At 38.0% G+C, this 15,528-nt stretch carries 13 protein-coding genes; 8 read left to right on the forward strand and 5 right to left on the reverse strand.

Going from position 1 to position 15,528, the window contains the following annotated elements; translation table 11 throughout:
• Positions 1 to 171: 171 nt before the first annotated feature.
• From I6N96_RS13485 to I6N96_RS13505, 5 genes are read left to right on the forward strand one after another with little or no spacing between them, the layout of a single operon-like run.
• Positions 172 to 747, forward strand: coding sequence for a restriction endonuclease subunit S (locus I6N96_RS13485; RefSeq protein ID WP_209558077.1), 576 nt, complete (start codon positions 172 to 174; stop codon positions 745 to 747).
• A gap of 11 nt (positions 748 to 758) precedes the next feature.
• Positions 759 to 2,354, forward strand: coding sequence for a type I restriction-modification system subunit M (locus tag I6N96_RS13490; protein ID WP_209558078.1), 1,596 nt, complete (start codon positions 759 to 761; stop codon positions 2,352 to 2,354).
• Positions 2,344 to 3,561, forward strand: a complete 1,218-nt coding sequence (locus tag I6N96_RS13495) for a restriction endonuclease subunit S (RefSeq protein WP_209558079.1) — start codon at positions 2,344 to 2,346, stop codon at positions 3,559 to 3,561. Before I6N96_RS13490 ends, I6N96_RS13495 begins: the two co-directional genes overlap by 11 nt.
• A 12-nt stretch (positions 3,562 to 3,573) precedes the next feature.
• The gene (locus I6N96_RS13500) at positions 3,574 to 6,732 is read left to right on the forward strand and encodes a type I restriction endonuclease subunit R (RefSeq protein ID WP_209558080.1); all 3,159 of its coding nucleotides are present in this window, start codon (positions 3,574 to 3,576) and stop codon (positions 6,730 to 6,732) included.
• A gap of 15 nt (positions 6,733 to 6,747) precedes the next feature.
• The gene (locus I6N96_RS13505; protein ID WP_209558081.1) at positions 6,748 to 7,707 is read left to right on the forward strand and encodes a restriction endonuclease; all 960 of its coding nucleotides are present in this window, start codon (positions 6,748 to 6,750) and stop codon (positions 7,705 to 7,707) included.
• Positions 7,708 to 7,881: 174 nt separating this feature from the next.
• On the opposite strand, the gene I6N96_RS13510 is transcribed toward I6N96_RS13505, so the two are convergent.
• The 4 genes from I6N96_RS13510 to I6N96_RS13525 form a co-directional block, all read right to left on the reverse strand.
• Positions 7,882 to 8,181, reverse strand: a complete 300-nt coding sequence (locus I6N96_RS13510) for a hypothetical protein (protein WP_209558082.1) — start codon at positions 8,179 to 8,181, stop codon at positions 7,882 to 7,884.
• 80 nt (positions 8,182 to 8,261) lie between these two features.
• Positions 8,262 to 9,164, reverse strand: a complete 903-nt coding sequence (locus tag I6N96_RS13515; protein ID WP_209558083.1) for a helix-turn-helix transcriptional regulator — start codon at positions 9,162 to 9,164, stop codon at positions 8,262 to 8,264.
• Between the two features lie 293 nt (positions 9,165 to 9,457).
• A complete protein-coding gene (locus tag I6N96_RS13520) occupies positions 9,458 to 10,408 on the reverse strand; it encodes an immunoglobulin-like domain-containing protein (RefSeq protein WP_209558084.1) in 951 nt (316 codons plus the stop codon).
• Positions 10,409 to 10,592: 184 nt separating this feature from the next.
• Positions 10,593 to 12,053, reverse strand: a complete 1,461-nt coding sequence (locus I6N96_RS13525; protein WP_209558085.1) for a helix-turn-helix domain-containing protein — start codon at positions 12,051 to 12,053, stop codon at positions 10,593 to 10,595.
• 383 nt (positions 12,054 to 12,436) lie between these two features.
• Here I6N96_RS13525 and I6N96_RS13530 point away from each other — a divergent pair, with 383 nt between their 5' ends.
• A complete protein-coding gene (locus I6N96_RS13530) occupies positions 12,437 to 12,904 on the forward strand; it encodes a hypothetical protein (RefSeq protein ID WP_209558086.1) in 468 nt (155 codons plus the stop codon).
• 112 nt (positions 12,905 to 13,016) lie between these two features.
• Positions 13,017 to 13,577, forward strand: coding sequence for a sugar O-acetyltransferase (locus I6N96_RS13535; RefSeq protein WP_209558087.1), 561 nt, complete (start codon positions 13,017 to 13,019; stop codon positions 13,575 to 13,577).
• Positions 13,578 to 13,724: 147 nt separating this feature from the next.
• Here the strand turns inward: I6N96_RS13535 and I6N96_RS13540 are convergent, their stop codons facing one another.
• Complete coding sequence (locus I6N96_RS13540) at positions 13,725 to 14,216, reverse strand: cysteine hydrolase family protein (protein ID WP_209558088.1); 492 nt, start codon at positions 14,214 to 14,216, stop codon at positions 13,725 to 13,727.
• A 157-nt stretch (positions 14,217 to 14,373) separates the two neighbouring features.
• On the opposite strand from I6N96_RS13540, the gene I6N96_RS13545 reads away from it, so the two are divergent.
• Positions 14,374 to 15,306, forward strand: coding sequence for a helix-turn-helix transcriptional regulator (locus I6N96_RS13545; protein WP_209558089.1), 933 nt, complete (start codon positions 14,374 to 14,376; stop codon positions 15,304 to 15,306).
• The last annotated feature ends 222 nt before the right edge of the window (positions 15,307 to 15,528 follow it).

Consider the following 15,528-nt stretch of genomic DNA (forward strand, 5'->3'; position numbering starts at 1 on the left):
TTACATTTTAAAATGTGTATACGCTTAATAGTTTAAAATATATTATAATTGAGTTGGATTGTCAACGAAAATAGTAATTTGATTAAAGAACTTTTTGTCGTTGACAAAATAAATGTAGAATGCTATTCTTTCGTTAGTAATTTAATTAAAGAACTATGAGGAGGTGTTTGGATGAAGCTGTCAGAAGTTATTGAAATCAAGCTGGGAATGAATCTTTCTCGTCATAAAGAGAAAGCTGAGTTAAAAATATACTCTAATGATGATTTGTTAGCTGATTTAAATGGTCTCTCGCATTCACCAGTTTATTCTAGACATCCTGTGATTATGGATAAACAAATGACTCATTGTGTGGATAAAGGGGATATTATCTATAGCTTTATTAATTCAATCGCCGGGTTGGTGAGTTCACACAATTCAGGAAAAATTATCAATCAAAATTTTGCGAGAATAGTGGTCGATTCAACAAAACTTGACAGTAGCTATCTTTGCTATCTATTGAATGATAATGTGGAAATTGAGAAACAAAAGGCACTATTAATGCAAGGATCTACGCTTAGGAAACTTTCTCCGGCAAGTATTAGAAATTTTGACGTGGATCTTCCTGACCTGGATAAGCAGAGAGTGATAGGAACCCTTTACTTGGACTGGCTAAAAAGACAAGCTTTGGCGAAAAAACAGTTAGAGCTAGAAGAGTCTGTTTTTATGAATTTTCTTGATAAAATGAATACAACAACAATAGAAAAGTGAGGAATCAAATCATGGGAGCGGAATTAAATCAGAAATTATTCAGTGCAGCGGATAATCTTCGCAGCAAGATGGATGCATCAGAATATAAAAACTATTTATTGGGATTGATTTTCTACAAATATCTTTCGGATAAGCTGCTGCAAAAAGTAGTAGAACTAGCAGATATGTCGTTGGAAGAGTATGACACACAAGAGAAACAAACAGAGCTGTATAGAGAGTTATTATCTGATGAAGAAAGTAAGAAAGACCTGATTGCTACATTGGTGGATACGTTAGGCTATGATATCGAACCAGAATATCTTTTCGGTGTATTGACAGAGCAAGCAAAGAAAAATGTTTTTCAGCTAAATGAGTTGAATAAAGCGTTTATTCAGCTTTCTACAGAATATGTTCAATTCAATGGACTATTTGATGATGTCGATTTGCAGTCAAAGAAATTAGGTTCAGATGATCAGCAGCGAAATGTGACGATTACAGAAGTCATAAAGAAACTAAATGATGTGGATGTTCTTGGACATGATGGGGATGTGATCGGTGATGCCTATGAATTTCTTATTAGTCAATTTGCTTCTGAAGCCGGAAAAAAAGCCGGAGAATTTTATACACCGCATATGGTATCGGATATGATGGCGCAAATTGTAGCATTAGGACAGGAAGAGAAAAAGCTTTTTAGTGTCTTTGATCCAACGATGGGTTCAGGTTCATTGATGCTGAATGTGCGGAATTATTTAACCTATCCTAATAATGTGAAATACCATGGACAGGAATTGAATACAACTACCTATAATTTGGCAAAAATGAATTTGATTCTGCATGGTGTGGATGGCGAAGACATGAATTTGCGGAATGGGGATACCCTGAATAGAGATTGGCCTATGGATGAACCTTATACATTTGATTCTGTCGTCATGAATCCACCGTATTCAGCGAAATGGTCTGCGGATGATACCTTTATGGATGATTCCCGCTTTAATCGTTATGGAAAACTAGCTCCGAAATCGAAAGCCGATTTTGCTTTTCTGCTGCATGGTTATTATCATTTGAAAGAAACAGGAACAATGGCTATTGTCTTACCACATGGCGTATTATTCCGTGGAGCCGCAGAAGGAGTCATTCGGAAAAAATTACTGGAAGATGGCAGCATTTACGCAGTTATTGGCATGCCGGCAAACTTGTTCTTTGGCACATCCATTCCGACAACGGTTATTATCCTGAAAAAGAATCGTACGGCTCGGGATGTCTTGTTTATTGATGCCAGCAATGATTTCATTAAAGGGAAAAATCAAAATAAATTATCAGAAGAAAATATAGAGAAAATTATCGCTACTTATAAGGAAAGAAAAGATGTAGAAAAATATGCTCACGTAGCAAGCTTTGATGAAATCAAAGAGAATGACTACAACTTGAACATCCCGCGTTATGTTGATACGTTTGAAGAGGAAGAGCCAATTGATCTGGCAGTAGTTGGAGCAGAAATCAAAGAGCTTCGCAAAGAGAAAAAAGTATTGGAAGCCAGTTTATTCGAGACGATTTCATCACTGCAATTCGGTGCTGAAAATAAGGAATGGATAAAAGGCGCATTAGAGGTGTTTGAACATGACGAATAGGAAAGAGCCGGAAATACGGTTTTCTGGGTTTGATGATGCATGGAAGCAAAAGAAGTTAGGGGAAGTTTTTAATCAAACAGTAGAATATGTAAATCCTAATGAAGCCAATCTTGCGTTATGGAGTGTGACTGTAGAAAATGGTTTAACCCCTAAAACTGAGAGATATAATAGAGAAGCATTAGTCAAGAAGAATGATAAATTTAAAGTAGTTCATGTTGGTGATATAGTTTATAACCCTATGAATCTTACTATAGGAGCGGTTGGATTTAATAAATCTAATCATAGTGTAGCTGTATCAGGATACTATATTACAATGAATATGAATGATGAATTTAGCAATAGTTATTTTAGCATTTGGTTAACATCGCCAAATGCAATTAAACAATACAAGTTATATGCTACTGGTTCGTTAATTGAAAAACAAAGAGTCCAGTTTCCAATATTATCATTGATAAAAACTTATATACCAAGTTGCAAAGAACAGGAGGAAATTGGTACTTTCTTCAAAAAAATCGATGACGCTATCGCTCTTCATCAGCAAGAACTTTCTACTTTGAAGCAAACCAAACAAGGCTTTTTACAAAAAATGTTTCCAAAAGAGGGAAAAAAAGTTCCGGAAATTCGGTTTCCAGGATTTACTGACGATTGGGAACAGCGTAAGTTGGGAGAATTGGCTGAAATCATTGGTGGTGGAACACCAAGTACTTCTAATATTGAATATTGGAATGGTGATATTGATTGGTATTCACCTGCCGAAATTGGTGAACAGATTTACGTTTCAGGAAGCAAAAAGAAAATAACTGAAAAGGGTTTGAGAAAAAGTTCGGCAAAAATTCATCCAGTGGGAACCGTTCTTTTTACTTCAAGAGCGGGAATTGGAAATACTGCAATATTAGCTAAAGAAGGAGCAACTAATCAGGGATTTCAATCTATCATCCCCAAAGAGACTCTACTTGATTCCTATTTCGTTTTTTCGAGAACACATGAGTTGAAAAGATACGGTGAGATGTCTGGTGCTGGCTCAACTTTTGTAGAAGTTTCTGGTAAGCAAATGGCCAAGATGCCAATTTTAGTGCCAAATTTCAATGAGCAAAAGAAGATTGGTGCTTTCTTCAAACAACTTGACAATACTATCGCTCTTCATCAGCGTGAGTTGGAGCTTTTACAGGCGACGAAGAAGGCGTTCTTACAAAAAATGTTTGTATAGGAGGTGAATGGAATGAATAAAATTACCTATCGAGATGAAGCAATGACTGAAGCGCAATTGATTGATGTTCTTGGGGAAGGGCATAATCAGTGGACTTATCGACCGGAACTGAAATCTGAGGAAGACCTTTGGCAGAACCTACGTCAAAAAATCGAGCAATATAATGTTTCTGAAATTGGGGAATACTCTCTTACTAATCAGGAGTTTGAAAAGATCAAAACGGAGTTGCTGCTTCGAACACAAACGCCTTTCGATGCCGCTAAATGGCTCAAAGGCGAGAATGGCATTGCTCGTATTACAATTGAGAGAGAAGATATTTCTTTGGGCTCGTTATCAGTGGTTTTGTATTCCAATCAAGATATAAATGGCGGAGATAATTCTTACGAAATCGTTCATCAGATTGCTAAGAAGAAAAGTAGTGCTGATGGACGAGATCGTCGATTTGATGTGACGCTATTGATTAGAGGATTGCCGATTATCCAAATAGAGCTAAAGCAAATTACTGCCAAAGATGGTGTGTATCAAGCCTTTAATCAAATCAAGAAGTACTCAGAAGAAGGAGCATTTCGAAACAATATTTTTTCAACACTGCAATTATTTGTCGTTTCCAATGAACAGACAACAAGGTATTTTGCTAATGCACTACCAAAGGATATGCATCAAAAGTTCTTGTTTAGCTGGCGAACAAAAAAGAATCATAAGGTAGACAATCTTTATGAATTTTCTAAACAGGTCTTGAATATCCCTGATGCTCATCGCTTGATTGCCAATTACACGATTGTTAGTGAAGATCAAGATAACAAAACATTGATGGTTTTACATCCCTATCAGATTCATGCGATACAAGCATTGTTTACTGCTGCGAATAAGCATCAGTCTGGCTATGTTTGGCATGCGACAGGTTCAGGGAAGACTTTAACCAGTTTCGTAGCAACTAAACTATTGGCAAGAAAATCGGGTATTGATCGTACCATTATGTTGGTCGACCGGAAGGATTTAGATAGCCAGACGACTGGCGAGTTTACCAAATTTGCGTCGGAGTTCAATACAGGGCTTTCATCTGGTAAGGCAAAAGCCAATAGTTTGATTATTGGAACGGATAATGTAGATGATCTTCGAGAAACGCTTTTGGCAGATGCAAATTCGAATGTTGTGATTATCACAACACGTCAAAAGTTAGGGAAAGCACTAGAACAAGCAAGAAGACAGGAAAAACGAAAAGGAACCAAACGTTTTGAAAAATTATTAGGTCAACATCTGGTATTTATTGTGGATGAATGTCATCGAGCATTAAGCGCCGAGGGAATGAAAGAAATCAAAGAATTTTTTCCAAACTCTACATGGTTTGGTTTTACAGGAACGCCGATTTTTGATGAAAATAAGAAACAGGCGAAAGGAAAATTGGCACGGACAACGCCTGATCAGTATGGGGAAGAGCTACATGCATATACGATTAAAAATGCTTTGGAAGATGCATCGGTTCTTGGTTTTCAGGTAGAGCATGAAGACACCATTGAGCCGACTTCTTTAGATAATCTGATTCATCATGAATTACGTAAAGTAGAAAAATACGCAGCGTACTCACCTGAACAAATCAATAAAAAAATTGATCAAATGGATGAGATAAAAAAAGAAGAATATATTGATAGCAGTGTCTATGAACGAGATGGACATATCCAAAAAGTTATCCACAAGATTTTTCGTCCTGATAATGCTTATACGAAATTTGATTTTGCCAATGGTCGTCCGCAAAAATCCGCGATTCTCACAACAAGCTCTATTGCGATGGCAAAAAAATATTATCAAGCTATCAAAGATATGACAAAAGAAGAAGGCTGGCTGCAAAAAGAGTTTGCCAATCATCCAATAAGGGAAGGTCGTGCAATTACGGACCCTGATTTTCCTAGAATAGCTATCACGTATTCATTGGATGAAAATAAAGAGGATAGCAAAGAGAAGCAAGATGAGATGAAAAAAATCATCAAGGAATACAATGCGTATTATGGAACAGCTTGGTCGTTGGGAACGCTTGAACGCTACAATGGCGATATCAACAATCGTTTAGCGCGTAAAAAAGCTGAATTCAAACAATTTGGACGTCAGGTGGACTTAGTTATTGTCGTTGATAGATTATTGACAGGCTTTGATGCACCGACAATTCAAACGCTATTTGTTGATCGTAATTTGGAATATGCGGGATTGATTCAAGCATTTTCTCGCACAAATAGAACCTACCCTGGAAAAGAAAAAGGCTTGATCGTTACTTTCCGTAAACCAAATATAATGAAACAGAATGTAGCAGATGCGACACGGCTATATTCAGAAGTGAAAGAAGAATCAGGGCTGATTTATCCAACATATGAGGAATCTAAGAAACGTTTTGAAGAAGCCTATTTGAAAATCAAAGAATTTACTATTGTACCGGGCATAGATGAACATACACCGTTGGAAACAAGGATAGAATATGTAAAGGCTTTTCAAACGTTAAATAATTCGTATAAGGCAATCGTGACGTATGATGAATATAATGACGAAATGGAAAAGTCAGATACACTGCAAGAAAAAGTAGGGATTATTGAAGAGCAATTTGGCATATACCAGACAGTCAAAGGCTCCTTAACAGATCCGGGTGAAATAGATCCGGACGGCGATCCCGATTTTTCAGATATTGAATTTTATGGTGATAACAATATTAAGTATTATGATATAGACTCCAAATATATCGATCAATTGCTGGGAACCTATTCTGCAAACAGCCAAGATGTTCGGGAAGAAATTGAAGCAGCGTTGAAAAAATTAAATAAATCTGACTATGTCAGAGACGTTTATCGTGAGATTTTGAATGCGATCGATAATAAAGAAATTCAAGAGAATGAGGACATTTTTGTAATCAAGCGACAATTTTTCACACAAGCAAAGGATAGTGAAATCAAGCATTTTTCTCAAGAATGGCTTGTTTCAGAAAATACGCTTCATTCTTCTGCGGTCCAGTATCTGATTGGTATGGATCAAATACCGGGGATTGGAGATATTATTGACAGTAAGGATTATGAAAGCTATAAAGCGCTTCATCCAGAAGTGAAGCCATTCCAATACCCGCAAGCCATGAAACGAGCTTGGAGAGAATTACTAGATAACGTGATTCTGTCGTTAGATGATGAATTACGATAAGTAGGAGGTGCATAAATGAATAAAGATTGGAAAAAGTTAAAACAATCAGCAAACGGTATTCCCATGAATGAATCTCTAATTCCTTATATTCTTGAAGTGATCAAGGATGGAGAAGAAGTGACCAATCGTGTAATCCAGAAGCGTGTGATTGACTATCTTCAAATTCCAGATTCTATTGTGAATATTAAATATCCTAATTACCCTGACAGTGATGGTATCTTCATAAATAGAGTTGGTTGGGCTCTTAGCAGCTTATATATAGCAAGCTTAGTGGAACGTCCTAAACGTGGTGTCTATAAAATTACAGATGATGGTATTTCCATGCTAAACAAGCATGGCGATACGCTGACAAAAAGAATGCTGGAAGAATTGCCGGCGTTTATAAACTATAAAAAGGAGTTGGCGATTCGCAATGCTCGTACTGGTAACAAAGCCCCTATTCCTGAAACAGAACAGGAAGAAGTGAAGATAGAAGTAGAGAGTCTTGTCACGAACCAGAACAATGAGGTAGCCATCGAACTTCTAGACAAAGTCCGTCAAGTTGATCCTTCTTTCTTCGAAAAATTAGTTGTCGATTTACTTGTAGCAATGGGGTATAGTGGGAAAAATGGGGATGCGAAAGTAACGAATCGTAGTAATGACGGTGGGATTGATGGTATCATCAACCAAGACCCTCTGGGAACTAGTACCGTTTATATCCAGGCGAAACGTTATATGGAGGCCAACACAGTTGGGCGTCCGGCTATCCAATCTTTTTATGGTGCCTTAGCTGGTGTGAATGCAGATCGTGGTGTATTCATCACGACCTCTGGATTTTCCAGTGGAGCGCAGGAATTTGCGAAGAATCAAGGAATTGTCTTGATTGACGGCATCAAGCTAACCGAGCTGATGATGCAATATGGGGTAGGGATTGAAATAGCGAAAGTCTATAAGCAATTCCGTATAGATAATGACTATTTTGAAAATGAGCTTTGAAAGTAGTTAGTTGCGGCTGTCTCTCTCAATTACTAAAACTAAAACCAGTAATAACACATTCATCTATAAAAAAGAGCTCGCCATCCCTGCTTAAAAAAGCGGAATGACTAGTTCTTTTTCTGTTTACAGAGTACAAAGATCAGCTGGTTGAGCTAATAAGACTCCTAAAATCCATCAATAACTCTCTTCAATGGAATACGGCTGAAGCTTACAGCTTTTCATATTTATGAACGAATAAAACTCACGGGCAGCGGGGTTACTTCCGCCTGCGGTCTCGCCGTTTTTTGCATCCTCTGCAGTTTCCCATTCGACTAAATCAACCCAAGTATCGCCATCGCGAAGTACTTTCCATGAAATATATCCTTTTTGCTTCGATAGGACCTCGTCGTTGCATTTTTTTGAAGCAAGTAGAAATTCCTCTATTGATACGTTTTCCTTAAGTGTATACGTGATAAACCAAATAGCCTTAGACATGGTAAAATTCCTCTTTTCTAAATTTTATTTTCCTTTGCTATTTGAGTATATCAAGAGTAATGTGACAGCAGTGTGTCGCATTATAAATATTTTTTTGAAATAATCTGTGCTTCATTTTTTATGATGGCTCGAATGTGAGCTGGTTCCAGCACTTCAGCATATCTCCCAAAGGATAAGATGAAACCATACAGCCAGTTATCCTCCGGCCAGAAGACTGTGACAATGAATCCGCCATCCGGCTGCTTTTCTATCATGCTCTCATGAAAATCATCAAATACTCGAAAGGCTCTTTCCGGTTCTATACGAAGTCTAATTTTAACCAGATTTTGCTCTTCAGGAGTGGATGTGTCGGGGGTATCCGATAGAGATAATGGATCACGTGACGCAAAGCTTTTGTCAGTAACAACCAGATTTTTGATTCGCCCTATTTTGAATAGTCGTATGTCTTGCTTCGCTAGAGAAAAGGCTTTTAGATACCAAGATTTGGATTTGAACCAAACCTGTATGGGTTCCACACGGCGAAAGGATTTCTCTCCTTCTCGGTTGTAGTAATCAAATTCAACAATACGTTGTTTTACTATCGCAGTTTTGAAGTCGTTGAAAAAATCATTTTCATGACTCCAGCCTGAAAAATCCACGTCCATCCAGTTGGTTACCGTTTTGTTGAATAGGATGGATAATTTTTGCAGCACTTGATCGGTATCCTCTGTTTTAATGCTTGATAAGCCATATAACGCAGATAGAATCTCTGTTTGTTCCCCCTCATTCAGTAGAGATTTGTTCAACACAAAGTTAGGTAAAAGACTGATGCCGCCGCCTTTACCTCTTTTCGTATAGACAGGGATTCCTGCTGTGCTCAATGCATCTATATCTCGGCAAATGGTTCGCCTTGAAACGCTGAAGTGTTCAGTCAATTCTCTGGCTGTGACGCTTTTCCTATCCAGGAGGATATAAACTATTTCAAATAGCCTGTTTATCTGCATGCGTATCACCTGCAATCATTTTTATTCGTTAAATATACTATATCATAAGAGGTTATGACGAAGTTTCTCCATGTGAGGGGAGTAACCACATAGACAGAAGCGTTTTGCCGTGAGAAATAAGGGTAGATACGCTCATCATCGAACTGATTTATTGTTTTAACGGAGTTTGTTCAATCTTGGCAGATTGGTCTTTGTTCACATCCTAAAAACAAAAGTAGCTGCATAATAAACAAGAGAACCGCTGGATGTGGATAACATCCAGCGGTTCTCTTGTTACGCTTAAAAAATTCTATTTAGCTGGCTAAGACGATTCGATTGATTGAATCAGTGATACAGGTTTGAAGTGAAATTCGTTCCCCGCCGGCATCGATCACTCTAGCCCAAGTATTGTCGTTAGGATCATGTGCGTTGAGTCCGTCATCGTAGGCATCAAGCACTTCATAAACGGTGTAGGTGCGCGCATTCCCTTGGCTGTCCACTACGGTAATTGGGGTACCCACTGTGATGTTCATTACTGATGCGAAGTCACCGGGATTATGTCCGATGAAGTGAGTAGGTGCGCCATCATTGACCGCTCCAGTACCTGTCCAAGTCCCAGCTCCACTAGCAGGTGCGGCACTGGCACCGTTATAATTGATAAAAGGAATGGTAACTCCTAAGAAGCTGATTGTAGTATTTTGTTGGGAAATGACTGGTTCAGGCTCTGGTGCTGGTTCAGCGACGGGCGCTGTGTTTTCCTCAACCGGTACCGCTTCGCTTTCCACAGGTGTACTATTCAAAGCAGGCTCTACCACTTCAGCTGTTTCTTGAATGTCTTCAGCAATTGGCGCTTCTGTTTCAACAGGTGCTGACTCAACAGGAGCAGCCTGCTCTGCACTTGAAGAGCTTTCTTCGTCTGGAACAATGGTGACTGCTCTTGTTTTAGATGTTTTATTGCCGCTGCTGTCTGTTACAGAGTAAATCAATTCATATTTTCCGACTTTATCCTTCTTTAGATCGCTATCTAGTGTGATTTTTTCTGTCAGATTTCCATCTATGTTATCAAAAGCCTGAACATTTTCCAGCGGGTCAAAATCTTTTGCCTCTTTCAGTGTCAATGTACAATCTGCAATGTGTTGAATTTTAGGGGCAATCGTGTCTTTTGATTCCGCGCGGGAATGATCATTTTGTGTTGCAAATCCTAAAAAAGTCAGTGATGCCAACAAACCAATAGAAAAAAGCGTTGTTCTTTTTAATGTATTCATCGTAAACACTCCCTTTAATAAAATGTATGTTGCTTATTTTTCGAGAGTAGTATACGATTCTTTTTCCATAAAATTTTCTTTGTTATTTCATGGAATTTCAGAAAACATGAAAAAATAAAGAAAACAGCTGTAACCCAAGTGCCGGAAAGGCTTCTATCGGGTACAGCTGTCTTCGTTTAACTTATTATTCAGTTTTCCAATTATAAACATAGGATAAGATATCTCTAGTATCCTCTAAAATCGAGTTTCGTGAGATTGAGAAAAAGGTGAGTACATCGGGAATTGTATGATCATGTTTCAGGGATCGCTCACAGATAATGATACTCGGCCATTCTTTGACATAAATCGGTAATTCGTCTAAAGAATAATACATCGTACTGTCAATAATATTATAGTCCAGATTCAACCAACGCTTTAGGTTTTCCCGATAAATAGTATGGGATAGCTCATCTTCTGCAACAAAGAAGAAAACAAGTTTTTGAGTTCTTTTTTGTATTAAGCTTGCCGTTACTTGGGAACAAAATTTTTCAAGTGTGGTCTGATTGAATGTGAATTCTGTTTCTAAGTGAAACTGCTTTTGCCAAGTTTCTAAGACCTGCTTGATTTTTTCGGCTAATTGTAGTTGCTGGTCGCTTAGGTAAAAATGCTTTTCAGCAGAAAAAGCTTGGGTTTCCTGCCACAAAGAATAGATAAAATTCATGAATGGCTTTTCAAATAAAATATGATCGAATAAATCGACACCAAATTCATTTTCAAAATTTTTGATCAATTGACGTACCATAGAATTTTTTTCAATCATCAATTCTTTTTCCCTCTGGTAGTTCATTTCTACGATTAAATAATTGCTCGTGTTCAAAGGGATCGTTTTATAGATCGAAGCTAGATACTGAATCTCTGTTTCCGGCAATTTCTCTTTCGCCAAAATCAGTTCGTTGACATCCATCAGCTGATGAAAGGTCGGTGTATTTTTTAAATAAGTAATCTCATCTTTTTCATAGATCAGAGAAAATTCTTTAAATCGGCTAATCGACAAATAGGTATTCAGCAGTAAAAATTGATATTCTCGATTATTCTTTTCATACCCATTAGCAAATTTGAACAAGACTTGGTCGACAAAAACGGTAGCAGTTTTATACTGATTTGGAACAATCAGCTTATCTAATATGTTGCAACGCATCCAGACAGAAATGAGTACTAAGCGATAACGAATTTCATTTGAGAGAAATTCACTGTTTTCGTCCATGATCCCTGCTGCTTTAAAATAGTTTTCCACCTGTTTTTTTATAGTGAAAGCTTTGGCGACTGAAATAAATTCTGCTTCTACGATAGTCAAATAGTCGGATTCACCAAGTAAATAATAAGCGCATGTTTTTAAGAAGTACGAATCTTGGTAGAGTATTTTGGCTAGGTCATATCGGGTAAAGGAGCTATTGAAAATAATGGAAATCGTCGTACTGGTAATCTCTGAGAACTCAATTTGTTCATCTAGAAGGAAAACGACTTTACCGAAGTCTCGTTTTACCGTATTTGTAGTCACTTGTAACCGCTTGGCAACCTCTCGTAAGGTCAGTTTTTCCAACTCATAAAGGTATTCGATCAGCTTGACTTGTCGAAGCACATCCTTTTCAATAAATGATTCAATCACCGTACTCCCCCCATTCCTCATAACTATGTTCATTATAGTCTGCCCACTCATAAAAAGCACGGAAAAGTCGGATTTTTATTACTGTCAATAGGAATACAGTTCTATTAAATGATACATAAGTAACTAAGGGGGATAAGCAATTCCGTATAAACAATGACTACTTTGAAAATGAGATTTGAGAATAGATGTTCACGACTGGTATAATATACACATTAGTTGTTTTCTGAATAAGGGACAGTCTCGAAAGAAATGCTGTGAATGATTTTTTTGAACTATAAGAATTTAGAATTGTTGAATACAATAAATATCATTCCCTCAAGGTTCAAGTAATCTCTAAAAACCAACGTGTCTCATTCAAACAAACAACCTGAAAGTGGTGATCAATGGTGCGTTTTAAAAAAGCAGCCTTGCTTTTAGCAGGTGTTGTGCTGAGTGTAGTAGTCATTTTTCTTTTCTATAGAAAAAATGAAAAGATTGAATTGGGTGTTGATGAAGCGAATAAGGTAGTGATCAGTATTTCAAATGGGAGTGTATTGAATTTTGAGGACAGGGAAGCTGCCATTACAGATAAGCAGGCAATAAATCAAATTATTGAGGGTGTAAATGATTTAAATCATTCCAGTGTTAAACGTGTGGAGCGAATCGATTTAGTTGGAGGAACGAACTATTCTGTAAGTTTTTTCAAGGATGAGCTACTTCTTAAAATCTGTAATGTATATGGTAATTTTGTAACTCTAGGGAATACTGAAGAAAATCAAATCATTTATGAAGTGGAAGATTGGGAAAGGGTTTCTTCCTTACAGGAGCTTCTAAATGAAACCGTTGTCTCATCTGAAAACAGTAACGAATAGGTATTGATTATTACTTAGCGTGGTTGATCCTGCAAAAATGAAAAAGCGATAGTAAGCTGCTATTGGTTTTATACTTATAAGTTCTAATCGGATAGACGAAAGGAGAAACGATATGGATATTGAAAAGCTAAAGGAACAAATGCATTCCGGGGAAGTCTATTTTGAAATTGAGGAGCTTCAAAAAGAACAGGCAGTCTATCGTGACTTGCTCTTCCAGTTTAATCATACGCTTCCAAGTAAGACGGAAGAGAAAAACGAAATTTTACATCAACTGCTGGGAAGCTTTGGAGAGAATGCGTATATTGAACCGCCGCTCCATGCCAATTGGGGCAAGAATACCTTTATTGGTAAAGATGTATATGTGAATTCGTCGTTGACTCTGGTGGATGATACGAAAGTTGAAATACATGATTATGTGATGATCGGTCCCAACGTTACGATTTCTACGGCTGCACACCCTCTGTCCGCTGAGCTGAGGATCAAAAGGGCTCAGTACAACCTTCCGGTCATTATTGAAAAAAATGTCTGGATTGGTGCAAGTGTGGTCATTTTACCGGGAGTGAGGATCGGTGAAAATTCTGTGATTGGCGCAGGAAGTGTTGTTACAAAAGATATTCCTAAAAATGTGGTAGCCTATGGTTCGCCATGTAGGGTAAGGAAAAATTTGGAGTAGCAGTCGTGTCATAAAAAACAGGAAGAGTGTGAGACAATAATCTGTTCCCGCGCTTTTTCCTGTCTTAAGCCCGAATAAACGGCAATACAAAAAGAACACAGCAGGTGTCTGTTTACCTGCTGTGTTCTTTTTGTAGATGGAGATTGCCTAGTCCAACAAATCCTCCAAAACTGCAATCTGGCTACCTTTACTTTCGTAATAGCGCAGCATTTCATCCATTTTCCGTTTATCATAGCTAGTAATGCAATCAGATAGGACAGTAACACCATACTCTGCTTTGCGCATGTTGTAACAGGTAGATTTGACACAAGCAACTGCATCAGCCCCAGCTAGGTAGAAATCATTGATCTCATTTTTTTCAATAAAGTCTGCAAATGCGTCACTAGTCAAGGCGTTTCCTTTTGATTTCGTGAAGATATTTTCGGATACGATTTTCAAATCTGGTGCTAGTTCTGCTCCTTTAGTATCGGGTTTGAACGTTCTTGTGCCGGCGGATAAATTTTCATGTCGGATATACACAATATGCAGCTCATTACTGGCAGCCCAATCTATCGCTTTATTGATATTGTCGATGATTTCCTTGTAGTTTTTTGTTATGTCGTTTTGAATATCGATGATGACTAAGGCTTTTTTCTGCATGATATTTCCTCCTGATATATGAATGCACTAAGATGAATGATTTCATCCGATCCATATCGTTTGATTTATTTATACTCTTAGTATACTTGGCAATTGTTGACACCAGTATGGCAACAATCTATACTTGAAAAAAATAGATGTTGGGGGACAGGGTTCGATGAAGCTTGAAAGGCTTGTTAGTATTATTATGATTCTCCTTGATAAGAAGCGGATAAGTGCGCAGGAGTTAGCGGAGAGATTCGAGGTTTCACTCCGTACGATTTATCGTGACATAGACTCCATTAATATGGCTGGTATCCCTATTCGTTCGACACCGGGAGTAGGCGGCGGCTTTGAAATCATGGAGCAATACAAGGTTGATAAAAAGGTGTTTTCTACTGATGATCTTTCTGCACTCTTGATGGGTCTCTCCAGCTTATCCAACTTAGTTCATGGCGACGAACTGGTCCATGCTCTTGCGAAAGTCAAAAGCTTTGTTCCCGAAGAGAGAGCGAAGGATATTGAAATAAAAGCCAATCAGCTATCTATTGATTTAAGTCCGTGGATGGGTAACAAGAACACACAAGCGTATTTGGAAATGATCAAAACAGCGTTGCAGGAAAATAGACTGGTCTCGTTTGACTATGCAGACCGTTATGGAAATAAAACGGCACGAACCGCTGAGCCGTATCAGCTTGTATTGAAGAACAGTCATTGGTACTGGCAAGGGTATTGCCTTAAAAGAAAAGATTTTCGTCTATTCAGGGTATCTCGTATGTCAAACCTGCAACTTCAAAAAGACACGTTTACACCGCAAGAGTACCAAAAACCGGAGTTGAATTTTACGGATAGGTTGGCAGAGATGCAAATTAAAATCACTATTCGTATTCATAAATCTATCGTGGACAGAGTGCTTGACTATTGTGCCTATGACGATTTTTCGCCGGATGATGACGAGCATTATCTTGTTCGTTTCCCCTTCGTAGAGAATGATTACTACTATAGTATTCTTCTCAGCTTTGGGAATAGATGTGAGTGTTTAGAGCCGATGCCCATCCGTGAGGAAGTGAAGCGTAGGATACATGATATCGCTGCTGTATATGAAAATTAAAGTAATGATGAAGAGGGCAGGCAGATTGTCCATATGTTCTAGTTAGCCCCAACCGACAGTTTTCGTTGCTGCTTGGTCGCGTGCAGCAGTATGACACCTGTACGTGGCAAAGTCAGGCTGAGCATGGTAGGCAATCAAGAAATCAGGATTTTTTTACGAAGATGAAGCTCATAAAAACATGGTATTATTGATAGAGATACGACAATTTTTGAAGGAAAGGAA

This window comes from Enterococcus larvae (assembly GCF_017830045.1).
Classification (GTDB): domain Bacteria; phylum Bacillota; class Bacilli; order Lactobacillales; family Enterococcaceae; genus Enterococcus_L; species Enterococcus_L larvae.